Origin of the sequence: Duganella qianjiadongensis, from assembly GCF_009857915.1 — a bacterium.
Classification (GTDB): Bacteria; Pseudomonadota; Gammaproteobacteria; order Burkholderiales; family Burkholderiaceae_D; genus Rugamonas; species Rugamonas qianjiadongensis.
Map to the genome: position 1 here is coordinate 1 of NZ_WWCM01000016.1, position 24,440 is coordinate 24,440.

At 55.2% G+C, this 24,440-nt stretch carries 21 protein-coding genes, 4 tRNA genes and 1 pseudogene; 4 read left to right on the forward strand and 22 right to left on the reverse strand.

From position 1 onward, the window contains the following. Positions 1-285 precede the first annotated feature (285 nt). A complete protein-coding gene (locus tag GTP27_RS18685; RefSeq protein WP_161040668.1) occupies positions 286-2,715 on the forward strand; it encodes an MBL fold metallo-hydrolase in 2,430 nt (809 codons plus the stop codon). A 184-nt stretch (positions 2,716-2,899) separates the two neighbouring features. On the opposite strand, the gene GTP27_RS18690 is transcribed toward GTP27_RS18685, so the two are convergent. The 5 genes from GTP27_RS18690 to GTP27_RS18710 all read right to left on the reverse strand — a co-directional run bounded on the left by GTP27_RS18690 (position 2,900) and on the right by GTP27_RS18710 (position 6,911). After that, a complete protein-coding gene (locus GTP27_RS18690; RefSeq protein WP_229634208.1) occupies positions 2,900-3,328 on the reverse strand; it encodes a phage tail protein in 429 nt (142 codons plus the stop codon). A gap of 97 nt (positions 3,329-3,425) precedes the next feature. Continuing rightward, positions 3,426-4,583, reverse strand: a complete 1,158-nt coding sequence (locus GTP27_RS24180; protein WP_161040670.1) for a GGDEF domain-containing protein — start codon at positions 4,581-4,583, stop codon at positions 3,426-3,428. A 161-nt stretch (positions 4,584-4,744) separates the two neighbouring features. Then, positions 4,745-5,335, reverse strand: coding sequence for a DMP19 family protein (locus GTP27_RS18700; RefSeq protein ID WP_161040671.1), 591 nt, complete (start codon positions 5,333-5,335; stop codon positions 4,745-4,747). Positions 5,336-5,437: 102 nt separating this feature from the next. Beyond that, a complete protein-coding gene (locus GTP27_RS18705; RefSeq protein ID WP_161040672.1) occupies positions 5,438-6,253 on the reverse strand; it encodes a nucleotidyltransferase domain-containing protein in 816 nt (271 codons plus the stop codon). A 91-nt stretch (positions 6,254-6,344) separates the two neighbouring features. Then, positions 6,345-6,911 (reverse strand): tetratricopeptide repeat protein, encoded by a 567-nt coding sequence (locus GTP27_RS18710; RefSeq protein ID WP_161040673.1) that lies wholly within the window; start codon positions 6,909-6,911, stop codon positions 6,345-6,347. An 828-nt stretch (positions 6,912-7,739) separates the two neighbouring features. Here GTP27_RS18710 and GTP27_RS18715 point away from each other — a divergent pair. Further along, a complete protein-coding gene (locus GTP27_RS18715) occupies positions 7,740-8,888 on the forward strand; it encodes a Fic family protein (RefSeq protein WP_161040674.1) in 1,149 nt (382 codons plus the stop codon). Between the two features lie 54 nt (positions 8,889-8,942). Here the strand turns inward: GTP27_RS18715 and GTP27_RS18720 are convergent, their stop codons facing one another. Both GTP27_RS18720 and GTP27_RS18725 read right to left on the reverse strand, forming a co-directional pair. Next, positions 8,943-10,043, reverse strand: coding sequence for a DUF4268 domain-containing protein (locus GTP27_RS18720; RefSeq protein WP_161040675.1), 1,101 nt, complete (start codon positions 10,041-10,043; stop codon positions 8,943-8,945). Positions 10,044-10,357: 314 nt separating this feature from the next. Continuing rightward, complete coding sequence (locus tag GTP27_RS18725; protein ID WP_161040676.1) at positions 10,358-11,419, reverse strand: hypothetical protein; 1,062 nt, start codon at positions 11,417-11,419, stop codon at positions 10,358-10,360. Between the two features lie 297 nt (positions 11,420-11,716). On the opposite strand from GTP27_RS18725, the gene GTP27_RS18730 reads away from it, so the two are divergent. Together GTP27_RS18730 and GTP27_RS18735 are read left to right on the forward strand one after the other, a co-directional pair. After that, positions 11,717-12,804, forward strand: a protein-coding gene (locus GTP27_RS18730; protein WP_229634217.1) for an IS3 family transposase whose coding sequence is annotated in 2 segments (ribosomal slippage) — positions 11,717-11,978 and positions 11,978-12,804 — 1,089 coding nt in all. Because the reading frame shifts where the segments join, the coding sequence is not laid out codon by codon here. Between the two features lie 28 nt (positions 12,805-12,832). Further along, a pseudogene (locus GTP27_RS18735) lies at positions 12,833-13,489 on the forward strand (integrase core domain-containing protein); the annotation flags it as partial. A gap of 424 nt (positions 13,490-13,913) precedes the next feature. On the opposite strand, the gene GTP27_RS18740 reads toward GTP27_RS18735, so the two are convergent. The 15 genes from GTP27_RS18740 to GTP27_RS18810 all read right to left on the reverse strand — a co-directional run bounded on the left by GTP27_RS18740 (position 13,914) and on the right by GTP27_RS18810 (position 24,438). Beyond that, a tRNA-Cys gene (locus GTP27_RS18740) sits at positions 13,914-13,987 on the reverse strand. Between the two features lie 52 nt (positions 13,988-14,039). Continuing rightward, positions 14,040-14,115: transfer RNA gene (locus tag GTP27_RS18745), tRNA-Gly, on the reverse strand. Positions 14,116-14,165: 50 nt separating this feature from the next. After that, a tRNA-Gly gene (locus tag GTP27_RS18750) sits at positions 14,166-14,241 on the reverse strand. Between the two features lie 62 nt (positions 14,242-14,303). Next, positions 14,304-14,379 (reverse strand) — tRNA-Gly (locus GTP27_RS18755). A gap of 118 nt (positions 14,380-14,497) precedes the next feature. Beyond that, a complete protein-coding gene (gene pgsA, locus GTP27_RS18760) occupies positions 14,498-15,079 on the reverse strand; it encodes a CDP-diacylglycerol--glycerol-3-phosphate 3-phosphatidyltransferase (protein WP_161040678.1) in 582 nt (193 codons plus the stop codon). 100 nt (positions 15,080-15,179) lie between these two features. Beyond that, the gene (gene uvrC, locus GTP27_RS18765; RefSeq protein ID WP_161040679.1) at positions 15,180-17,042 is read right to left on the reverse strand and encodes an excinuclease ABC subunit UvrC; all 1,863 of its coding nucleotides are present in this window, start codon (positions 17,040-17,042) and stop codon (positions 15,180-15,182) included. 21 nt (positions 17,043-17,063) lie between these two features. Beyond that, positions 17,064-17,459 (reverse strand): holo-ACP synthase, encoded by a 396-nt coding sequence (gene acpS / locus GTP27_RS18770; protein ID WP_161040680.1) that lies wholly within the window; start codon positions 17,457-17,459, stop codon positions 17,064-17,066. Continuing rightward, positions 17,456-18,217: a pyridoxine 5'-phosphate synthase gene (gene pdxJ / locus GTP27_RS18775; protein WP_161040681.1), complete on the reverse strand. Its 762-nt coding sequence runs from the start codon at positions 18,215-18,217 to the stop codon at positions 17,456-17,458. Before pdxJ ends, acpS begins: the two co-directional genes overlap by 4 nt. A gap of 11 nt (positions 18,218-18,228) precedes the next feature. Next, entirely contained in the window at positions 18,229-19,050 is an 822-nt protein-coding gene (recO, locus tag GTP27_RS18780) for a DNA repair protein RecO (protein ID WP_161040682.1), read from the reverse strand. 10 nt (positions 19,051-19,060) lie between these two features. Next, positions 19,061-19,960: a GTPase Era gene (gene era / locus GTP27_RS18785; RefSeq protein ID WP_161040683.1), complete on the reverse strand. Its 900-nt coding sequence runs from the start codon at positions 19,958-19,960 to the stop codon at positions 19,061-19,063. Positions 19,961-19,969: 9 nt separating this feature from the next. Then, positions 19,970-20,776, reverse strand: a complete 807-nt coding sequence (gene rnc / locus GTP27_RS18790) for a ribonuclease III (protein ID WP_161040684.1) — start codon at positions 20,774-20,776, stop codon at positions 19,970-19,972. A gap of 41 nt (positions 20,777-20,817) precedes the next feature. Further along, positions 20,818-21,189, reverse strand: coding sequence for a DUF4845 domain-containing protein (locus tag GTP27_RS18795; RefSeq protein WP_161040685.1), 372 nt, complete (start codon positions 21,187-21,189; stop codon positions 20,818-20,820). Between the two features lie 21 nt (positions 21,190-21,210). Further along, complete coding sequence (gene lepB, locus GTP27_RS18800; RefSeq protein ID WP_161040686.1) at positions 21,211-22,128, reverse strand: signal peptidase I; 918 nt, start codon at positions 22,126-22,128, stop codon at positions 21,211-21,213. Further along, entirely contained in the window at positions 22,125-23,918 is a 1,794-nt protein-coding gene (gene lepA, locus GTP27_RS18805; RefSeq protein ID WP_161040687.1) for a translation elongation factor 4, read from the reverse strand. The genes lepB and lepA overlap by 4 nt, the downstream gene beginning before the upstream one ends. Positions 23,919-24,192: 274 nt before the next feature. Next, positions 24,193-24,438 (reverse strand): glutaredoxin family protein, encoded by a 246-nt coding sequence (locus GTP27_RS18810; RefSeq protein WP_161040688.1) that lies wholly within the window; start codon positions 24,436-24,438, stop codon positions 24,193-24,195. Positions 24,439-24,440: the final 2 nt, after the last annotated feature.

Below are 24,440 nucleotides of genomic sequence, written 5' to 3' on the forward strand. Positions count from 1 at the left end.
AAAGGAGATGGCGAGCCAGGTGTGAAAGCGATCTGGAAGGGGCTGACCAAGATACGACTCGTCGCTGAAGCGCTACGAGAAATGAACTCGGCCTACGACTGAAGCCGAGTTGTGTATAAAGGCATGACCTATCAGTGCATCACCAATATCCAGTTTTTTCAGACCAGCTGGCATTTGCCGGCGGCCCCTATCCAGGGTAAAGAAAAAATCATCCGATGTGGGTGAACAGCCAGTGGAAGAAAGTTATTGAGATAACTACCGTATAAATTTACAGTGGATTAAGAAATGCACATAGACGTCAGCGTCCCCTACATAGCACGCCCCGCACTCAACGAAATCAGCCAGCCTCAAGCGAAAGCAGACGCCCTGCTCTTATCTTGGGCCGCGCAAGGGCCAGCTTCGGCGGAACACAGCGCGGCAGAGAATATAATCGCCGCTCTCCTCAAATATAAATTTGTCAAACAGGACATCAATTCCTCCCGCAAACGAGAACGCCTGATTAGCGAGATAGAGCATGCATGCCGCGGAATTGATCACGTACCACACAATTTTGGAGAAATGGTCGCTGACTACCTTTCCGGCCCTGCCTTTAAAAACGGGAAGTCTGCCGCCGCGCAGGCTTTCCTAAGCAACCCGCATATAGATCGGATTGTGCGTCGACATTTGGCGACTTCGCAGTGCGACGCTATGGCCGTCAACGGGAAAACCGAAACCAGACATGCCCGGGAAATCGCCAGAAAAATAAAAGCCGCCTTCCGAATCGATTACTCCAACGAAATTAAACAAAGAGAGTTAAGCACACGATTCCGCTCGCTGGCACCAAGAATCGAATTAATGAGTAAGACTGCCGGAATTAGCGGAACGCGTAAGGCGGTATTGCAGCAAATGGCTGCATCTTTGGCAAATTTCGAAATCAGTGCGCAACGGATCGATTTCGCGCAAGAATTCAACCGCCAACGCTGGGCCTTGCCTGAAGCTCTGCAAATCGAAATCTCTCAAATGGTAGGCGATTTAAAAGATTTGGCGCCTATTCATGAGGGCATTATCGGACACCGTGCAACGGAGAATGTTCATTCGCTGACCGCGCTTTGGGATGCAGCCTGGCTCGGACTAGCGAAATTTAAAATGAAAGCCATCTGCGCAACCTATGGCAGCTACCTCGACATGAGGATATCCCGCTACCAGGGGAAACTTAACCGTCTCACCACTGCCAGCAGCGAGCATAAAGACTATGCGCGGGAAATTAATGAATATAAATCAAAAATTGACGGATATATAAAAAAGTACAACCAGTACAGCTACTTCAACTATGGCATAGGTAAATATGCCAAGCTGGAACGGCAGATAAATCAGCTTGCTATACAGATTCCGCAACTAACTTTAAAAGACGAAAAGAAGAAGAATTTGTTGCTGGCAAATCTGCAAGCGTTACAGGGTAAATTATCACGGCTGAATGCAAGATCGCAATATGGTGTTGCGTCTGCTCCCATTGCCTACACACAGGATCTGATCCGGTTCGTCAAGGACAACCCGGCCACCATCACCGAAACGGCCATTTTCAACATCGGACATGCGGGCAACGTAATTGCCGTGCCCGGACAAGACAATAAGCCCATCGTGATCATTACTGATCCGATGCTCGATGATGCACACAAGGCGTATCCTGCAGAAACCCAAATTCCGATCATGTCGGATGGTGAGTTATATGTCCCGCGGGCAGATTACATATTTATTTCACATAACCATATGGATCATGTGCATCCTCACAGCATAAAAATGCTGATTGAGAAGAATCCGGCTGCACACATTATCGTGCCAGCAGGTTGCACCGAAGAGTTCGTTCAATACGGTGTTAGCGCTGACCGGATAATTGCCGCCTGCCAATGGGGAATGAGCATTCCCCTTGATTCTGCCACCACGCTGCAAATTACTCCGGCAGTACATTGGTCAGGTAGTCCGCGTGAAAATGCTGGTATCAACATGAGCGGAGTAATGAGTTGCATCATCTCGTCATTCAGTTCGAAGCAGGACGTGTTTTATGCAGGCGATACCGCAAATTTTCCTTCCACTATGCAGCAGGAAATCGATAATACTTTTAACGGAGAGCATAGCAAAATTTTCCTACTGCCTTCCGGTCCGAATTATCCGAATAAGCATATGAAGTCCACGCACCAGAATACCGCAGCGCAGAGCTATTTCGGTTTGCCTTTGAATGCAGGTGCGTCCGAGATGCGCCTGGAACATTTGTCGGAGGCGCTGGATATCAATGCGTTCATTGATCAAGCCGCTGCCCAAGCGCCACTAGCACTGCCGTTTAGAACCGTACTAACCCACCACAACCAGATCCACTTCGGCGAGGATCGCTATAATGAAACACTGTACATCCACTGCAAGCAGATGATTTTGTTAAAAGACCATTTGCCGCCAACCCAGTTAAGGGAGATGGCGAAACGGGATCGTCGTAACAGTTTTATTTACACAGAAACGGCAATCCTGCTGGAGAGGATGCAGCAGCTTTATAACGCATCCGGACTAGCGACCGAGAATATTTATCTTGCGACAGCAAATCATCTGCTGAACCACATACAGAGTCCGGCCATCGGCGGCCAGATGCTGACCGGTTCCGCCGACATTTGCGCCACCAATGTCGCTGCATTAAAGAAAAATATGAATCAGGCCGCCTATGAATTCTCCCCCCGTGCCAGCACACGGTAATCTCCCCCATTGGTAAATACGCATGGCGCGATAGCCCACGCTTGATAGGCATAAAACATTAAGCACCATGTCTGCATTGGTAAACCGGCGGGATGAGGGACGCTTCAGCTAATTTGATTGCGGCTCTCCCTTGTTCCCCAGTCGCAGTCCCATAGGTTCGGGATAGCCTCGCAAGAACGGCTGCTCAGAACTCGCCGTTAGTGATGATCAACTGCTCGTAAGCGATTTCAATTGTGTCCACGGCGACCTCGTTGCCGTCGGACTTCAGGTCGGTGCCCATGATCTTGGTGGGCCAGGCATTATTCAGCTGCCACTGCATGCTCACCCTGCCCCCCTCATCGAGCAGCTTGATCAACACCGTGCAGCGCGAGATGGTATTCATCTTCATCTCGTCCATCCATTTCCAGAATTTATTGTTGTTAACAAAAATTCCCCGCTTCATGGTGACGTTGCCGTACTTGGCGATGCCGGGCATCCTAATGGTGGAGAACAAGACATTATTGCTGTGCCGGTATTCAATCACTTGCACTTCCTGGTCCATGCCCGACACTTCCTGAAACGATATCTTGGTCAGCTGAGTGCCGAAATCCACTTCAAAACGAAACTTCGGCATGGGCCATAGGTTCCCTTGTTTGCTTCCATCGTCCGACATAATTGAATCCCTCTTTACGATGAGTTGGCACTCAAAGACCTAGGCGCCGAATGATATCTTACGCATGGACACCGTCGCAATCAGCATACCGGGCTAGCTCCACCCGATTGCGGCCCAATGACTTAGCCCGGTATAGCGCGTCATCGGCACGTCCGATCAGAGTATCCGCAGTATCTCCCCTGCGCCAAATTGCAACGCCAAAGCTGGCAGTTTGAGCTGGATGTCCATTCTGTTCTGCAAGCGCCACCTTGGCGCACAAGCGCCCAGCCACGACCGCCGCCTCGGTAGCATCAGTGTTAGGCAGTAGTACACAAAATTCCTCTCCGCCATAACGGAACGCATCATCCTGTAGACGTAGACCTGTGCGCAACCTTTGTCCAAAAGCAACCAGCGCGGCATCCCCTGCAAGGTGGCCAAAACAATCATTTAGCGCTTTGAAATGATCGAGGTCGACCAGCACAACAGAAAATGGTCGGCCATCGCGAGCTGCGCTGTTCAGGGCTATCTGCAACGCATTATCAAATGCGCGGCGATTGGCCAGGCCAGTCAAGCCGTCCGTAAGCGACTGTTGAGCTATCATCGATTCAGCCTTAATTTTGCACATCTGTACGAATCCCAATTTGGTCACCACGATGTACACAAATCCGAAGATGAAAATCGCCTGATGCCATACGGGTGCCGCGCTCAGATAGTCAGTATTCATCTGGGAAAGAATTAAGGCACAAGCGCGCAAAGGCAGCACGATACCCATCAGAAAATAGGCAAGCGCAACTGTACGTTGGACCGGCTTGCTCTCGGTCTGCGAAGCTCGCCAGAGTGTCAGGGCATTGAGTAGTTCTAATGTGCCATAGACAAAACTATTAAAGATCGTGGCTAATTGATACTTTTGTCCAGCAACAGCACCTACCACGACTATGCTCCCCACCATCAGCGCCAGCCAGGGTTTGCTGTAGGGTCGGCCGACAAACTGGCGGATGGCCACGAAGTACAGCGATACCGACAACGCACCTAAACCATTGCCGAGCATGGGGCTAAGCAGGGTCGTATCGCGCCCGCCCTGAGCCAGCAGCAGATAAGCCATGCTTTGGCAGGAAACGCCGAACATCCAGGTACGCAGTCCATTTTTCCGATCAGCGTCCGTTCGTGCTATCCATAGCATGGCCGCCATAGCGCTCAGCATGCAGGTTTGCGCGATCATCAGAGTAGGAATATCCACAAAACCCAATTTTCTAGTCCTCTACCAGACTGGTACGTTGCCATTCAAACACCTGACCATACTAACAGTTCAGCCCTGACAAAGTGAATAGCTGAGCTGTCCGACACGCTGCTTCCGCACACATTCCCGCACTGAATTCCCTTTAGTGAGTTCACAATAAACTAGCCAGACAGCTGGAAGAAGCCATGCTGAAGGCCGAACTCATACCACAGCGCTGCAAGATCTTCCTCATCCGAACAGAACGCTTGGCGCAATCTATCGAGCTGCTGTTGTGCATCGGGATTCCGTTTCGCCGCCAGAAAAACTCTTCGTGCCTCAGCATCGTCAGGCAAATCGACACATCCTGTAATGATAGGATGGGCTTTGCCTAGTAGTCTAAAGCCGATCCACGCCCCCATAGCATCGAGCCCACGAAGCGCCTCGAGATAGGTATTGAACGTGTACCGGTGAAAAAACAGCTCGAAACCGCCATCATGGACTGCCTCATACAGACATCCTACCGCCCAGAATTGTCGCTCGATATCCGACAGTGTCTCGACACTATCGGGTGACCCAGCGCCTCTCTCGCTTAGTTCGCGTCTCAGGGCATGTGCATGCTGCAGCGCTACCTGTCGCTCAGCTGCACTCACTGTTGTCAGCCACGGCTCGCGGGTAGCAGGAAGCCCGAATTCACACAGCAGACATCGTAGATTCACTTGATTGGGCGGCACATCCCGCCGCTCTGCGCCACAATCACGACATTGATAAATCATCTCACTTCCAATTTGCCTTGTTAACCACCTAGAGATACACACAGACCGTCACAACGAATTCCCTGTATCCCACCACAGCAATATACGTCCCGGATGCCACAGTTATGCCATCTGTTCAGGGCATAAAGCGCTACGCCACGTCTGTTCCAGCACCTGCAGAAACAGCACATTCAGCAGCGGCAGCGCTTGCGGATTGTGGGACGGATCGGGTACGAATGACGCAAGCCGCGCAAGTTCCGCTTCAATGAAAGCATCAATGCGCGCTACCCGCCTATCCAGCCCCATTTCGGGTGCCGCGCTTTTCTTGACCAGTAAGGCCTGTATCTCGCGCACAAGTTCGGACTCGCCTTCGATCAGAGGCAATAGCTGGTCGAATTCTATCGGCGCCGCAGTACGGTATTTTTCCAGCCAGCGCACCGACAGCAACGGCCGCAGCGCATAAAAGTATTTTTTTAGCGGTATCAGATCGCCCTTCATATAATGACGGAAGGTCGTTACCGCGGCACTACGATAATGATGGATGCCGCGTTCACACGAATACACGGCAGGCAGCAACTGACGGGCTTGATCGGCAAAGCTGCCCCGCTCGCTATAGATGATCGGAGACCGTATCCATTCGACAAACGCCGGATTCGACTTCGCAAAGAGGCGCAGGGCTTTACGCAGATCCCAGCCATTGATGTCGATCTCATCCACGATAGGGTATTCGATCACATCACGCTGTTCTTCGAGTGCGATCGAAAGATACCAGTCGCGCGGACGAACGTAGATAAAGCGGACATCGTAGTCGCTATTCGGCGAAGGAAAACCCCAGGCCCTGCTACCAGATTCCACCGCAAGCAGAATCTGTATGCCATGCTCGACTTCAGCATCGTGCAGTCGTTGAAGAATCTGCTCTCGTATGTCAGTAGGAATCATCAAATTTTCGAGTTGTCCCAGTCAGGTGGTTGGGCATACCAAGCGACACATAGAACGCATCGCCGTCGAGCTTCGGAAGAAGCTAGTCGCACTACTTCTTACATTGCTCAAGCTTAGGACGCGCGCGCGCGATGGCTGGTAATACCTCCGGATTGCGCTGATCAGCTATGGTCCTCTCGAATTCCATAAATTCGGCGTGACTGAGTTCGTTTGCCAGTACATCAAAGGAGCAACTGCAAAAGCTGGCTGCGCTCGCGGCGTCTTCATTGCGCTGAATCGCGCGACTCACGCAGCCGTTGACAAACTGCTTGCGTTGCGACTGAGCAGAGGACAGGCCGACATCGCGATTACCATGATCCGTCGCGCTCGCCAGCAGGCGCTTTAGCTTGGCCAGTGCTTGCGGATCCACTTTAGACAGACCTGGGGCTAACTCTTCAGCCTTGTTGAGTGCTTGTTGCGATGCTAAAAACTTATCCTGTTTGGCGAGTAGTTCAGCCAGAACAAAATGCGCTGTGGCACTGCTTGGGTGTGCTTGCAAAACCTGATTCATCATCGTCTCGGCTTCAGCAAATTTGCCGGCCTCGACGACCAGATAGACCTCATGTATCGTCGGCTCCGCCGCAAACACGGACGTACTGAGCATCAGTACACCAGCCATTAAAACGTATCGAACGCGTGCAAAGTGCATTAACAAATGTTCCTAAAATAGATGTTTAAGCGCGATAAACCGGCAATCAAAACCAATAAATCTTTCCAGAATAACATTCATTCCAAGCGAAAAAAATCACACAATGTCACACCACCACAGCGAGCGTAGATCTAGATTATCCGCACCCTCCCTCACTAGCCGCTTTTCGAATCACCAGCCACCACCGAACACATATTCCTGCGCAGCGATAACGGCACTGGGGATGTTTTTCCGGAATTGCTTGATACCGTCATCGTCTTTGCAGAGGATGGCGTATTAACGGTGCGGGGACAGGAGCGCGATCCGGTGTCACGCAAGTTGTCGGGGATGGCATGGTGGTGTCAGATCATCAGCGCCGGCCGGCATGGCCCTTCTGATGGCGGTATTGGACCGAGGCTCATCTAGGAACGCCGCAACCCAGACGCCAATTCGTGACCAGCCCCACCACTAGCGGCGATAACGGGCAGATACATTCATTATGGCACTTGTTAAATATCCCAACGTGCGTTGGCCTTATACAGAACGATGCCCGCAATACGTTTACCACTAAAGCTTTGGCTCGCACGGATCTGCTGGTAATTCGTCCGGCATCGCTCGTTCCTCTTCACACCTTATTGTCACAGCAGCCCGTACAAGCTAAGCGCCCCCGCGTCACAACCAAACCCGACTGATGTGAAAACGATGCAAATGGCGCGAAAACATGATGTATCGCAAACGGACAATAAAGAATTCTTGAATAGGTCATCCGCAAATTAAAGAATGCTTTAATATGGGAAAGCATATTAAAGGAATCTTTAGATGACCCGTCAAACTGGCACGCTGAGCACGACCACAACGCTAGGCGAACATGTCGACGCCTTCGTTCCTCACCCACTACCACCCAGCGATCCGGTACTGGATGTCCAGTCCTATGCATCGACCAATCATAAGGCCGAACTAGCGTTAGCGCGCCTCAACGGTGTGGCCGGTCTGGTACCGTCCGAGGACTGGCTACTGTACGGAGCCATCCGCAAGGAAGCACTACTGACCTCACAGATAGAGGGTACCCAAGCCACCCTCGATGATCTGTTTGAAGGGGAAGCGGGCATGGAACTGGATAATCCCGATGACGTCGAAGAAGTCACCAACTATCTACGCGCCTTCCGTCATGTCAGAGACAACTTGCAGTCAGCGAGTGGCCTACCGGTCAGCATACGCCTCATCTGCGAAGCCCACCGCCTGCTGTTAGCTGGCGTACGTGGAGCCGGCAAGCAGCCCGGGGAACTACGCCGGTCGCAGAACTGGATAGGCGGCACCCGCCCGGGTAACGCCATCTTTGTGCCACCACCACCGGAGCGGGTCAACGCACTCCTATCAGATCTGGAACGCTTTATTCACACGGATAACGGCGAGTTGCCACCACTGGTCAAGATTGCGCTCATCCACGCCCAGTTTGAAACCATCCACCCCTTCCTTGATGGAAACGGTCGCATAGGTCGCTTGCTGATCTCAGCCTTACTAGAACACTGGCAATTGATGCAAGCACCTCTGCTCTACATTAGCGGCTACCTGAAACAGCATCAATCCGAGTACTATCGCCTGCTCTCCCATATCCGCACAGACGGCGACTGGGAAGCCTGGGTCGCATTCTTCCTCGAGGGTGTAATCAGTGCCGCGACCCACGCTGAACGCACCATCGTCGCGCTTGCGACGCTGATCGCCAGCGACCGTCGCCGCTTACTGGCGTCGCCCAAAGCCGGGGCCATCGCCTATCGCCTGTTTGAGTCATTGCCGATGATGCCGCGCTTTACAGTCGAGCAAGTCAAGCTACGACTTGAAACGACCTATCCGACCGCCAATGCCGCAGTGAAGGCGCTATCTGATCTAGGCATCGTGCATGAGATGACGGGACAGCGCAAGAACCGAAGCTTCGGGTATGCAGAGTACATAGAGTTGCTATCTGACTGACGATCAACGTCGCGTTATCGCATCGCTTCTCATTGCTAAGCAGCAGGTAACAAATTAGCCCGGAATGGAGGTAAAGAAAGGCCGCACGGCTCTTTCTAAGCGCACCATCGCATCCACCATCTCCTCGTGCAATGACTTCCAATCTTCTTTCGCAGAGCGCCATCCGCCGGGGATCAATGCACGAATACGGCAGCCACGGCTTTGAGGAAGATCCTGCCAATCTAGCGCACTGCCAAAGGCGGCCTCGATCTCTGCATCATGACTTTGAAAATGTCGAAAGACGATCAGATTTTTCTCTTTGTCGCCGACATCAATATACAGCTCGACTTGCGAATCACTACGCCTCGCCGAGTAGGTAAACGATAGGCCTGCCCTACCACTTCCTCCACTAATCCAGCCATCCGTGGTCGGCCGACGCCCTGCATGAAGAGTACTTTTCGTCTTCGCATGTTCTAACAGCTTAGCCCAGAACTGGTACATGCCATTGCTCTGTTCCGCGCGATGTTCCCGGCCAGCTTGCTCCTTTGCGCGTATTTGCGTCTGAAAATCCGAGGCCTCAGGTAGCGGAATAATTTGCTGCACGTCCAACAACAACCGCTTGTCCGGCAGACGATATGGCTTGAGTCTGATGCATCGAATATCAAGACCATGCTGGTTAAGCCACATGACCGACATCGTGACTTCCTTAGAAAAATCCGCAGACACGAGGATGATCCGAACTTCTGTGGCAAACGCATCCTCATCGGCGCTTTCCCAGCGAAGGAATGAAAGAATGATCGCTTCAGCTTGTTCTGGAGTTTGACCGGTCGGAGCAAGAAACGCTGCATGGGCCTCCACCAGTTGCCTGAAGGTCATAGTCGACAGCATGGCAGCATACCGAATCGCCTGCAATTCCATATGACCACCGTCCTCGGTACGCTTAACTTCAATTACGACAAGATTCGCATCGCGATCTATACAAAGTAGATCAATCCTGCGATTACTGTCTAGCCATTCGCCATACTCTTCCGCGATAACGTACAGGTCCGCAGAAATGACACCAATGTTTTGCCGAAGGTGGCGCTGGAGGTCCTTGCGCTCGTAGATACCTTCTGCACCGAAACTCGTCTCAACAAGTGCAGTCAATGAATTCTGAGTAATCTCGTAAATGGCCATATCATCTAATAGTTAGTAAATTTACCGGAGGCTTCCCAAGTTCTAGTACAAGCAGGGAACATAATCAATAATTAATGCATTTTCATACTGACATTAGCGGCGATAACAGCCCCGCAGTAGCGCTGCAAGCCTAGTTACCACAGGCACGCTATGCCAGAGAATCTAGCCCAAATAGACGATATAACTAAACATTGAGCCCACTAGTCAGACGCCGCTGCGCCGTGCAATACGCATAGTGGAAGACGCTATCCATTTATATCGAGCCTTACTGGAAACGGCAAAGCTTGGGACAGTGGCACGACGCTGATCTCCGGCTATTGACGGCATCGCACCGATGCCTGCGTCTCACGTACAATCTCCTCGCCTTGGCGCATACGAACGTTGGCCTCCGCTAAGTGTGCATCGTTTCGACCTTGAAAATCCTCTAGGCTGCTCCGGGCATACTCAAGGAGTTCCCGATAATGCCTCAGCGCTTCATCGGCCTCCGCGGGTTGAAGCGAAACTTTCGTAGCAAATCGTCGTCCCTTAATTGCCTCATCTAGAGCCCGAGCATGCTCTTGGGTATTGCCAATTACTGCAGGCGACTCGGACAGCAAAGTTTGAAGTGCCTTCATATTGCGCTCAAAATTCTTAACCTCGTATCCCAGCGTAGTCTTGAAGGTATATCCCATCGTTTGATGAAATGCATAGCCAACTGTCTGAAATGCTTGATAACAGGTCATCGGTCTGACCTCAGCCTCTCGTATTAGATTCCCCAGATCTTTGCTGAGCTCATTGAGCACTTTGCGCTCTCCATCCAAATCACCCTGGATATCCTTCACCTTAATCTCGATGTCCTTAGAGCGAATCGTTCGCAAGTCATGCGCAAATTTATCAGCAAGCGCATTCAAGGCACGTGCTTCAGTCTCACGAGCCTTTTGCTCGCGCTGTTGTTCCGTAAAGCGGGCTTGTAGGCCTTCCTTCCATGTCGCCAACAACTTGTTGAAACTTTCTTCTGAACCCCTGACGAAAGTGATTGTCCCTAAGGCTCCACCCTGAGTAGGAAATGACAAGATGATGCGACCGTTTTGCGTCTTGCCACTGAACACTTGCCCAGACCACCATCGATCTGCACGCAATGTGAATAGATCATCACTAATACCTCCTGATAACGCAATGGAATCCGTCTTAGTCTCTCCACTTCCGGCTGGGCTCACATCAATCAACGACGCCGTTACAGCATCACGGGTCTGAACCAGGGTCAAGAAATACAGTGCCTGCGGTCTAGAATCTCCTATGTATGTTCCCGACAAAGAAGCCGCGCTGACCGGACCAAGGATCAACAACAGCAGTCCTAATACGAAGAAGAACTGAATCCGAGTATTACCGAACTTCATGGATGCGCGCATTCTATTATCGAAAAAATATCAACCTACAACTATGGCGCATTTCTGTAACGATCGCAAGAATTAATAATGATCCACCTGAACGAATCAGTGTCCATCACAACGATGGATACTCGATGAAAAATATATGCCTGCATTGAAAGGCAATTGAAACGAAAACAGTGACCAAGAAGGACCTAAAATTTCCCGAATGATTGCAACCGACCTCACACTATAATGGTAATCCCCCCGCCAAATGATCGCCATCAGAAGTAGAATTTTCTCAATTAGCTTTTTGAAAGTTCTGCAATGAAGACTTCCCGATTTACCGACAGCCAGATCATAGCCATCCTAAAGCAAGCCGAAGCGGGCTCCCCGATCCCCGAGCTATGCCGCGAGCATGGCATGAGCACGGCGACGTTTTACAAGTGGCGCGCCAAATTCGGCGGTATGGATGCCTCCCTGATGGCCCGCATGAAGGAGCTTGAAGAGGAAAATCGCCGCCTCAAGAAGATGTATGCTGACGAGCGCATTAAGGCCGAGATCGTCGCCGAGGCTTTAGCAAAAAAGTGGTAGCGCCATCTCGTCGCCGTGAGATGGCGCGCTGGTACGTCGATGCTGGTCGCGCGACGATCCAAAACGCTTGCCTAGCTTTCGGGATCAGCCAGACCTGTTTTCGCTACCAGGCCAAGCGCAATTCTGAAAATGAAATCATCGCCGACTGGCTGGTGCGTCTGACAAATAATCAGCGCAACTGGGGCTTCGGTCTGTGCTTTCTTTACTTGCGCAACGTAAAAGGCTTCACATGGAACCACAAGCGCGTCTACCGCATCTATCGAGAGTTAGAGCTAAACCTACGCATCAAACCACGTCAGCGCCTGATACGTGAGAAGCCACTGCCACTCGTGGTACCCACTTCGATCAATCAGACCTGGTCGATGGATTTCATGCACGACCAACTCGCAGATGGACGCGGCATCCGCCTGTTCAACGTCATCGACGATTTCAACCGCGAAGGCTTGATCATTGATGTCGATTTCTCACTGCCGTCGGAACGCATCGTCCGGTCACTAGACCAACTGATCGAATGGCGCGGCAATCCCTGCGTGATCCGGTGTGACAACGGTCCAGAATATATCAGCGAGACCACTAAAACCTGGGCTGCCAAACACGATATCGAGATCGCGTTCATCCAGCCGGGCCAACCGCAGCAGAACGCCTATGTCGAGCGCTTTAACCGCACCGTACGCTATGACTGGTTAGCGCATCACCTATTCGATTTCTTGGGCCAGATCCAAGACTTTGCTACACGCTGGTTATGGACATACAATCATGAGCGGCCACACATGGCCCTTGGCGGCATCACGCCAATTCAGAAATTGGCCATTGCCGCATAGCCTCTACTTTTGGTGCGCATCATTAATGGGGGGATTACCGATCAACCACAAACGATTTTATCGGGTGATGAAGGAGCACCGCCTGTTGCTGCCGAAGGCGCCAAAACGCCGCGTCAGCAGTCGCGTTCATGATGGCGTTGTTGCGGTGGCTGAGCCGAATCAGCGCTGGTGTTCGGACGGTTTTGAGATCTCTTGTAACAACGGCGAGGTCGTGACCGGTGTGTTTATGAAGGACTGCTGTGACCGGGAAATCATCGCATGGCGCGCATGGGCCGACCGTGGTCTGCCGGGAGAGCCCGTACGCGACATGCTGGTCGAAGTAGTCGAAGCCCGCTTTGGCGGGACTGACATCGGCTCGACGAAATTGGAGTTCTTGAGCGACAATGGCGGCGCCTATCGAGCCCATGAAACGCATGCTTTGGCACGCGAGATGGGACTGGAGCAGATTCATACGCCGGTGTGCAGCCCGCAGTCGAACGGGATCGCGGAAAGCTTCGTGAACACCTTTAAACGGGACTACGTGAGCATGATGGACCGCAGCAGCGCCGAAATCGTGCTCGCCCAACTGCCAGACGCGTTTACGCATTTCAATGAGGTTCATCCGCACTCATCGTTAAAATTGAAATCACCTCGAATGTTCAGGAGGGAGCTACCGCGCCGAGCTCAGGAAAACGGCGTTAATTAAGCGATAGGATGTGTCCGGTCATACGGGGGCAAGATCACTATCGGACAGGGGAACAGCATTGGCACGGAGGTATTCAGCGATACAGCGCGTGATCAACCAGGCTTTACGTTCCGGAGGCTTGGATTGCGTCAATGATGCCGGAACGATGCCCTGGGCAAGAAGCCCTTCTAGTCGGCCGGCGTAGTCACGCGCCTGCTTTTCGTCGTCAAACGTTGCCCAGAAGGGTTTGGGGAGTAGCCGGTGCTTCACACAAATCTGTGTGGCGCCCGAAGCAAGTTTTTTGAGGTAGGCATGAGCTCACCCCGCGAGTGTGAGCTTTAATACTAACGGCAAGTTGGCCGTTGCATGGTGCGGTTAACCGCCCAACGTGAGCGGTTTACAGCCCATACTGTACAGTCTTGAAAACGCTAAGTGCTTGATTTTATGGAGGCGAGGATGGGAGTCGAACCCATCTACACGGCTTTGCAGGCCGCTGCATAACCGCTTTGCTACCTCGCCTGAGGTATTCTGACAGGAGTAACAGCGGGTTATTGACTGTTATCCGGAATTCTGGAGCGGGAGAAGAGTCTCGAACTCTCGACCTCAACCTTGGCAAGGTTGCGCTCTACCAACTGAGCTACTCCCGCGTAGGAGTTTGTACTGCGATTTTTGTTGCACCATCTGTTTCCGGAGAAACTGGAGCGGGAGAAGAGTCTCGAACTCTCGACCTCAACCTTGGCAAGGTTGCGCTCTACCAACTGAGCTACTCCCGCATTGGAGTCCAACATTCTAGCACTCAGCGTTAAAACTTGCTAGTGCTACGTTATCGATGCTTTGGAGCGGGAGAAGAGTCTCGAACTCTCGACCTCAACCTTGGCAAGGTTGCGCTCTACCAACTGAGCTACTCCCGCGTCGCCGTCATCAACAACAGGCCAGCATTATAGAGGAACTACGCTGGCTGTCAATGGCAATCTTTTGTTAAAGCAAAAATATTGAATACTGTTTAGCCCATTAAGGGCTACCCTGCCCTTACAGCTGGCCGGATTTTTCCTTGATCAGCGGCCAGGCCAGACGCAGGTAGTAGAACATCGACCATACCGTCAGCACGGCTGCCACCTCCAGCAGGCGCGCGCCCCAGAACTGGCTATCGATGGCGCCCCACAGCACGTCATGGAACAGCAGCAGCGGGATCGCCGTCATCTGCGCCGTGGTCTTGATTTTGCCGATAGAACTCACTGCCACCGATTTCGAGGCGCCGATCTGCGCCATCCATTCGCGCAGCGCCGAAATAGCAATTTCACGGCCTATGATGATGAACGACAGCACGGCATTGGCCCGATCGAGCTGCACCAGCACCAGCAAAGCGCCTGCCACCATCAGCTTGTCGGCCACCGGATCGAGGAAGGCGCCAAAGGCCGAGGTCTGGTTCCAGCGGCGCGCCAGAAAACCGTCAAACCAGTCCGTCACTGCGGCAACGATGAACACCATGGTGGCGGCAAGATTCTGGTCGGCCACCGGTAGCACCGTAGTGGGCAGATAATACACGCCGACTACCAGCGGAATCAGCGCAACGCGCAACCAGGTCAACAGGATCGGAATATTAAAAGGCATAAATAGAGGGCTATTATGAAAATATGCAATGCGGCGCTAGTCTACCCTGCTATGGCACATTAAACCAGCACACTGTAGCGGCCGCCAATAGAGCGCCGCTTCAGTGTAACTGACGGTAGATTTCCTCGGCCAGCGCCTGCGAGATGCCTTCCACCTGCTTCAGATCCTCCACACTGGCATCGACCACGCCACGCAGGCCGCCGAAGCGGGCCAGCAGGCGCTGGCGCCGTTTGGCGCCTATGCCTTCGATCTCTTCCAGACGCGAGGTCTGGCGCGTCTTGGCCCGTTTGGCCCGCATGCCGGTAATGGCAAAACGGTGCGCCTCGTCGCGGATCTGCGCCACCAGCATCAGCGCAGCCGATTCCTTGCCCAGTTCCTGCGCTGCGCGGCCATCGACGAACATCAGTGTTTCCAGCCCCACACGGCGCCCTTCTCCCTTGGCCACGCCGACGATCAGGCTGATGTCCAGCCCCAGTTCGGCAAATACCTGGCGCGCCATTTCGATCTGGCCTTTGCCGCCGTCGATCAGCACCACGTCCGGCATCACGCCGTCGCCATTGGCCACCTTTTCGTAACGCCGCATCAGCACCTGCCGCATAGCAGCGTAATCATCGCCCGGCGTAATATCGTTGATGTTGTAGCGGCGGTACTCGCCATTCTGCATCTGATGGTGATGGAATACCACGCACGAGGCTTGCGTCGCTTCGCCCTGCGTGTGCGAGATGTCGAAGCACTCGACGCGCAGCGCATCGATATCCTCCGGCTCCAGCGACAGCGCTTCCACCAGCGCGCGCGTGCGCGACTGCTGCGAGCCCTGCTCCGACAGCAAACGGGCCAGCGAAATCTCGGCGCCCTTCTGCGCCAGTTCCAGCCATTTGCGGCGCTGGTCCTGCGGCTGGAACACCAGATGGATGCGGTGGCCACACTGCTCCTGCAGCGCCAGCATCAGGGCCGGCTGATCGAATTCGATATTCAGGATCAGCGTGCCGGGTATGAATTTCTCCGTGTAGTGCTGCACCAGAAAAGCTGCCAGCACTTCCACTTCGATAGGCTGATCGGCAATTGCTGCCGCATCGCCGATATGGTTGGGGAAGTAGGCCCGGTCACCCAGATGGCGGCCGCCGCGCACCATGGCCAGATTCACGCAAGCCCGACCGCCCTGCACCAGCACGGCCAGAATATCCACATCGGCATCGCCCGTGGTCTCCATGCTCTGCTGGTGCAGCACGCGCGACAGCGACTGGATCTGGTTGCGCACGGTGGCGGCCTGCTCGAACTTCAGCTCGCCCGCGTAGGCGTGCATTTTCTTTTCCAGCTCATCCAGAATTTCCGTCTGGCGGCCACGCAGGAAGCGCGCCGCATTATCGACGTCGGCCTGATAGTCCTCTTTGCTGATCAGGTCTACACAGGGGCCGCTGCAGCGGCCTATCTGGTTGAGCAGACAGGGCCGCGTACGGTTGCTGTACACGCTGTCTTCGCAAGTCCGCAGGCGGAATACCTTCTGCAGTATCTGCATGGATTCCTTAACCGCCCACGAACTGGGGAACGGCCCGAAATACTGGTTCTTGCGGTCCACTGCACCACGGTAGTACACCATGCGCGGCGCTACGCCACCGGTGATCTTCAGATACGGGTAGGATTTATCGTCGCGGAACAGGATGTTGAAACGGGGACTGAGCGCCTTGATCAGATTGTTCTCGAGGATCAGGGCTTCCGCTTCGCTGTGCGTGACCGTGGTTTCCAGCCGCGCGATGCGCTCGACCATCATGGCAATGCGCGGACTGCTGAGGTTTTTCTGGAAATAGCTCGAGACGCGCTTTTTCAGGTCGCGCGCCTTGCCGACGTAAAGCACTTTGTCTTCCGCATCGAAATAGCGGTACACGCCCGGCAGATTGGGCAGTTTGGCGACCGTCGCCAGCACCTGTGCGCGCGCGTCCGGCGCGCCATCTTCCACTTCGCTCATTTAACACTCACCACACGCTACTCAACTGGCTTGTTCAACGATGACAAAGGCGACAGCGTATTCCTCTTCATCGCTAATCGTCACCTGTGCCGACAGCTTATGCTGTTCCATGAATTCCTGCAGCACACCGCTGCAGACGATGACCGGCTTGCCGCCGGGGGCATTGAGCATCTGTGCCGCCGTCCATGTCATCGGCATGCGCATGCCCAGCCCTATGGCCTTGGAAAACGCTTCCTTGGCGGCGAAACGGGTGGCCACAAAGCGCACTCCGCGCGCAGCGCTCTTGGCTTTACGGGCCAGATACTTTTCCATCTCCTGCGGCCCCAGTATCTTCCGCGCAAAGCGGTCGCCATTGCGCGCCAGCGCAGCTTCGATGCGCGGGATCTTGCAGATATCGGTGCCGATGCCGAAGATCATGCGCGTGCGCCCAGACGGGTAGCCAGCATGATGGCCTTCATTTCACGCACGGCGTTTTCCCAGCCCACGAACACGGCATGGCCGACGATGGCGTGGCCGATATTGAGTTCGGCGATTTCCGCAATTGCGGCGATCGCCTGTACATTGGTGTAATGCAGGCCGTGGCCGGCATTGACTTTCAGGCCTTTGGAGACGCCATACAGCGCACCGCGCTTGATGCGCTCCAGCTCCGCCGCCTGCTCCGCGCCTGCCGTGTCGGCATAACGGCCCGTGTGCAGCTCGATCACCGGCGCACCGATGGCGGCAGTAGCATCCATCTGCGCCTGGTCGGCATCGATAAACAGGCTCACACGTATGCCTTCAGCCTGCAGCTGCCTGACCGCCGCTTCCACGGCTTTGTAGTGGGTCACCACATCAAGCCCGCCCTCGGTGGTCACCTCGCTACGTTTTTCCGGCACCAGACAGACATCGGCAGGCCTGATGCGGCAGGCGAAATCGATCATTTCCTGCGTCACGGCCGCTTCCAGATTCATCCGCGTCAGCAGTTGCGGCGCCAGTGCGATCACGTCGGCATCCTTGATATGGCGGCGGTCTTCGCGCAGGTGCAGGGTAATGCAGTCGGCGCCGGCCTGCTCGGCCAGCAGCGCGGCGCGTATCGGATCGGGATAGCTGGTGCCGCGCGCATTGCGCAGCGTGGCGACGTGGTCGATGTTCACGCCGAGATCGATGATGGTGCCTACAGGTTGCAGAAAGCTCATGGTGGTTACCTTTATAACTGCAGCAGGTCGATCAGGATCTGCCGCGTGTTCAGCGGTGCGCCGCCCAGATGATGGGCCAGCAGGAACCGCATTAACTGTTTGCTCTGGGACTGCGTCGCGCCGTCCTGATAATCTTCGCGCTCCATATCGAGCAGCGTCTTGCCGGCCACGCCGGGCCACACATCGGCAGCACGCTGGGGGCGCGGGCCCCGTTCCGGATCCACCACGTACACCAGATCCTGCAGCACGGTGCTGCGGGTATCGGTGCAGCGCGTCAGATCGGCGGCCACGCCCGTCTCCTTGAGCAGCGCGCGCTCGAATTTGCGCAGTACGATGGTAGGGGGTTCATTATGCGCCAGCTGGTTGAGCGTGGCCACGTAGTGGTCGAACAGGGCCGGATGGGCGTCGTCGCGCGCCAGCAGTTTGACCAGTAATTCGTTCAGATAGAAGCCGCACAGCAGCGCGGTCTTTTCCAGCGGGAGCATGCCGCCTACCCACTCGGCATCGGTCAGCGTGCGCAGTTCCGACTTGCCTACCCAGCTGGACGACAGCGGCTGGAAAGTCTGCAGCACGCCGCGCAGCTGCGAGTGGGGGCGTTTGGCGCCCTTGGCGATCAGCGCCACGCGGCCATAGTCGCGCGTGAACAGATCGATGATCAGACTGGTTTCTTTGTAGGGATAGCTATGCAGTACAAAAGCTGGCTGGCCGGCCACCTTGGTGCCGACAGTGCGCTCGCGCGCAGGCGCACGGGCAGGCTTGCGGGCGGCGGGTAGCGCCGGCGCCGCGCTGGCGCCAGCCGCTGTGTCCCCGGCCTCAAGCGTGATGTTGGACATCGTCCCTCTGTTATTCGTAGCCGTAGGCGCGCAGCCCTGCTTCGTTATCAGCCCAGCCGGATTTGACCTTGACCCAGATTTCCAGATACACGGGACCGCCGAACAGCTTCTCCATATCCTGTCTGGCCTGCGTCGAAACTTCCTTCAGGCGTGCGCCCTTGTTCCCGATGATCATGGACTTGTGGGTGTCGCGCTCCACCAGAATAGCGGCAAACACGCGGCGCAGATCGCCCTCCTGCTCGAACTTCTCGATCATCACCGTGCTGGTATAAGGCAGCTCGTCGCCGACGAAGCGGAACAGCTTTTCGCGCACGATTTCGGAAGCGAGGAATTTCTCGCTGCGGTCGGTGATATCGTCCGGTCCGAAGATAGGATCGTTCTCGGGCAAGAAGCGTTTGATTTCCTTTTCCAGGCCGTCGAGCTGGAAGCGCAGCTTGGCCGATACCGGCACGATGGCGGCGAAATTGAATTTGGCCGCCACCTGCTGGGCGAACGGCAGCAGCACAGCCTTGTCCTTGACGCGGTCGGCCTTGTTAATCACCAGCAGCACCGGCACTTCGCTCGGCAGCAGATCGAGCACCTGCTGGTCGGCCGGGCCGAAGGTGCCCGCTTCGATCACGAACAGGATCAGGTCCGACGAGATCAGCGTGTTGGTTACCGTCTTGTTCAGATTCTTGTTCAGCGCATTGGCGTGCCGGGTCTGGAAGCCCGGCGTATCGACATAGATCAGCTGCGCATCGTCATAGGTCTGGATGCCCGTGATGCGGTGGCGCGTGGTCTGCGCCTTGCGCGAGGTGATGCTGACCTTGGCGCCGATCAGGGTGTTCATCAGGGTCGATTTGCCCACATTCGGGCGGCCCACGATGGCGATGTAGCCGCAGCGGTACGGAGCGTTGGTGTCAGTAGTCATAAAGCCTCTTTACTTGTTGGCCGCCTTGGCAGGTGTCGCAGGCGCAGGCGAGCCGGGTTCGCTCGACTGCACGGTGGCGATGCCGGCCAGCTTGAGCTGGGCAGCACGTGGCTTGGCCTTGCGGCCAGCAGCTGGCGTTTTCAGCAAAGCCTGCTCGGCCACTTCCAGCGCCAGCTTGGCGGCAGCCTGTTCACCGGCACGACGGCTGCCGCCGCGGCCAAATACCTGTATGCCCAGCTTGGGCACCAGACATTCGATTTCGAATTCCTGGCTGTGCGCGGCGCCATGGGTGGCCACCACGTTGTACAGCGGCAGGGAGATTTTTTTACTTTGCAGGAATTCCTGCAGCAGCGTCTTGGCATCCTTGCCCAGCGTCTGCGGGTCCACCGTGTCGAGGATGGGAATGTAGAAGGCACGGATCACATCGCGCGCCGGATTGAAGCCGCCGTCGAGGAAAATCGCGCCCAGCAGCGCTTCCAGCGTATCGGCCAGTATCGAAGGACGGCGGAAGCCGCCCGATTTCAGCTCGCCTTCGCCTAGGCGCAGGAACTGCGACAGTTCCAGTTTCTGGGCGATTTCGAACAGCGACTGCTGCTTGACCAGATTGGCGCGCAGGCGCGACAGGTCGCCTTCATCGATCTGCACATAGCGTTCGTACAGAATGGACGCCACCACGCAGTTCAGCACCGAGTCGCCCAGAAACTCCAGCCGCTCGTTGTGCAAACTGCTATGGCTACGGTGCGTCAAGGCTTGCTGTAACAGCCCAGCATCCTGGAACGTGTAGCCTAGACGGGTTTGCAGTAACTGGAGATTCATTATTCGATTCGTAGTTTCACTAAAACGGTTGATGGGTCGTGTCAGGGCTTGCCATGTTGGGCGGTGCTGCCCTCATATTCGAGCAGCAGGCTGGCTGGTCCCGCCAGCGGAATTTTCTTCTCGTAGGCGAAGCTGATCTCGGTTTCGCCGTTTTCACCGCGGCTGATGATCAGATCCTTGCCGCTGATGGCATTGATGTAGCCCACCGTGGCGCTGGCATCGAAGGCCTTCTGCATCTGCAGCACCGTGCCGCCGCCCGCTTTGGCGCTGACGATGGCATTCTGGATGGCACGGTATTCAGTGTAGGTCGGGATGATTTTCAGCGCCAGCACGGCGGCAAAACCCGCCACGGCCAGCAGCACGATCAGCCCGACCAGTGAAATACCCTGTTGCCGCTGCTGCGCTGTGTGCATGACCGTTCCTTTCGCCACAGTTTAGTGGATGGTGCCGATACGGCGCCAGTTACCGAGATTGAGCCAGACAAAGAATGCCTTACCGACAATATTTTTGTCCGGTACAAAGCCCCAGTAGCGGCTGTCCGCGCTATTGTCGCGGTTATCACCCATCATGAAGTAGTTACCGGCTGGCACAACGCAAGTAAAGCCTTCGTAGCGATAGGTGCAGTTCTCGCTGTACGGGAACTGTTTCACGCCTTCCAGATTCAGCGTCGGCGCCGCCTCGTTATTCAGTATGCGGTGGCTGACACCCGTCAGATTCTCCGTGTACTGCTTGTTGTACACCAGATGCTCGTCATCGAGGTAGTCGTCCAGCGCGGTGTATTTCACTTCCACGCCGTTTACGGTTAAGCGCTTGTTTTCATAGGTGATTTTATCACCGGGAACGCCGATCACACGCTTGATGTAATCCTGGCTCATATCCTGTGGATATTTGAACACCATCACATCGCCGCGCTGCGGATCATTGATCTGGATGATTTTCTGGTTAATCACGGGCAGGCGTATGCCGTAGGTGAATTTATTGACCAGAATCAGATCGCCCACCAGCAGGGTCGGCACCATCGACGAGGATGGAATCTTGAATGGCTCGTACAGGAAGGAGCGCAGGAAGAACACCAGTGCAATCACCGGGAAGAAGCTGCCCGAGTACTCTATCCACGTCGGTTGGCGCAGCAGGCCAGCTTCGATGGCGGCACGGTTGCCCAGATTGTCCACCTTGATGCCGTCGGCCGTCAGCTTGGCGTTGCGGGCATCGTAGTCGGCCAGCGCGCGATCGGCCGCAGCGCGGCGCTGCCTGGCCAGATAAAACACGTCGAGGAACCAGATGACCCCCGTCACCACCATCAGGATGAACAGGATTAAAGCGAAATTGCCCAGAATTACTTGCAGGTTCATTTCTCTTCCACTTGTAAAATTGCCAGGAAGGCTTCTTGTGGAATTTCCACCGAGCCCACTTGTTTCATACGTTTCTTACCAGCCTTCTGCTTCTCCAGCAGTTTCTTCTTACGGCTGACGTCACCGCCATAGCACTTGGCCAGCACGTTCTTGCGCAGCGCCTTGACGTTTTCGCGCGAGATCACGGTTGCGCCGATGGCCGCCTGAATCGCCACGTCGAACATCTGGCGCGGTATCAGTTCGCGCATCTTGGCCGCCACCTGACGGCCACGGTAGGCACTGTTGGAACGGTGCACGATAATGGCCAGCGCATCGACTTTCTCGCTGTTGATCAGCATGTCCACCTTGACCACGTCCGAGGAACGGTATTCCTTGAACTCGTAGTCCATCGAGGCATAACCGCGCGAGGTCGATTTGAGCTTGTCGAAGAAGTCCAGCACGATTTCGCCCATCGGCATTTCGTACACCAGCTTGACCTGACGGCCGTGGTAGCTCATGTCCATCTGCACGCCGCGCTTGCCGATACACAGGGTAATCACCGAGCCCACGTATTCCTGCGGCATGTACAGATTGACGGTCACGATAGGTTCGCGGATGTCGGCAATCTTGGACGGTTCCGGCATGCGCGAAGGATTGTCCACCTTCAGGATGCTGCCGTCGCGCATTTCCACTTCATACACCACGGTAGGCGCCGTAGTGATCAGGTCCATATCGAATTCGCGTTCCAGACGTTCCTGCACGATTTCCATGTGCAGCAGACCGAGGAAGCCGCAACGGAAACCGAAGCCCAGTGCCTGCGACACTTCGGGTTCGTACATCAGGGCGGCGTCGTTGAGCTTCAGCTTTTCCAGCGAGTCGCGCAGCGCATCGTACTGGTTGGCTTCGACGGGGAACAGACCGGCAAACACCTGCGGCTGCACTTCCTTGAAGCCGGGCAGCGGCTGCGGTGCCGGACGGCTGGCCAGCGTTACCGTGTCGCCCACTTTGGCCGCTTTCAGTTCCTTGATACCGGCGATGATGAAGCCCACCTGACCGGCCGACAGCTGCGGCAGCGACACGGAACGGGGCGCGAACACGCCGATGTCTTCCACCAGCTGCACCGAGTCGGTGGCCATCAGTTTGATCTTGTCTTTCGGACGCAGCGTGCCGTTGACCACGCGCACCAGCATCACCACGCCCACATAGGCGTCGTACCACGAATCGACGATCAGGGCCTGCAGGGGAGCGTCCGGATCGCCTTTCGGTGGCGGCACTTTGGCGATGATGGATTCCAGCACATCGTCCACACCCAGACCCGTTTTAGCCGAGCAGTGCACGGCGTCACCGGCTTCGATACCGATCACATCTTCGATTTCGGCAATCGCGCTCGGCGGATCGGCATTCGGCAGGTCGATCTTGTTCAGCACGGGCACCACTTCCACGCCCAGATCGAGCGCCGTATAGCAGTTGGCCACGGTCTGCGCTTCCACGCCCTGCGAGGCATCGACCACCAGCAGCGCGCCTTCGCAGGCCGATAGCGAACGCGATACTTCGTAGGAGAAATCGACGTGGCCGGGGGTATCGATCAGGTTCAGGTTGTACACCTTGCCATCGCGCGCCTTGTACTGCAGGGCAGCCGTCTGCGCTTTAATGGTAATGCCGCGCTCGCGCTCCAGATCCATAGAATCGAGCACCTGCGCCTCCATCTCGCGCTCGGACAGGCCGCCGCACAGTTGAATGATGCGGTCGGCCAGGGTGGATTTACCGTGGTCGATGTGGGCGATGATGGAGAAATTGCGTATGTTATTCATTAACAGAGCCAAAAAACAGTCAAAAACGGGTACTAAACGGGAACGGCAGGCGCAGGCATAAAGCTGGCGCGCAATACAAAAAAAGCGCTCCGAGCGGGGCTGTTTGCCCTGGCGAGCGCCTTGATTACAGCGAGACTCAACTCCGGACGCCCCAGCGGGACGCCTTACCCCCAGCATTTTACCGGATTTCAGAGTGGAAAGCCCTACTTTGCGCGGCTAAATGCTGCACTGCGCTCTCCGAGGCGCACAAAAAAGCGGCAAACTGCCCAAATTTTCAGCAAGCTGCCAGCAATTCGCGAACTTTAGCTTCATCGAGGAAATAGTGGCACAGCTCGGGCTGGTCCAGATCGGCGAACAAGACCGGCACCAGCTCGTCGAAGCGGGCCACCAGCGCCGCATCGTCGTCGACATCGATCACGTCCACCGTAATTGGCTGCTGCGGAGTCTGCAAGCGCATCAGGGCATCGAGCATGTCCTGGCATAAATGGCAATAACTGCGGGAATACAGGGTGAAATGCATAA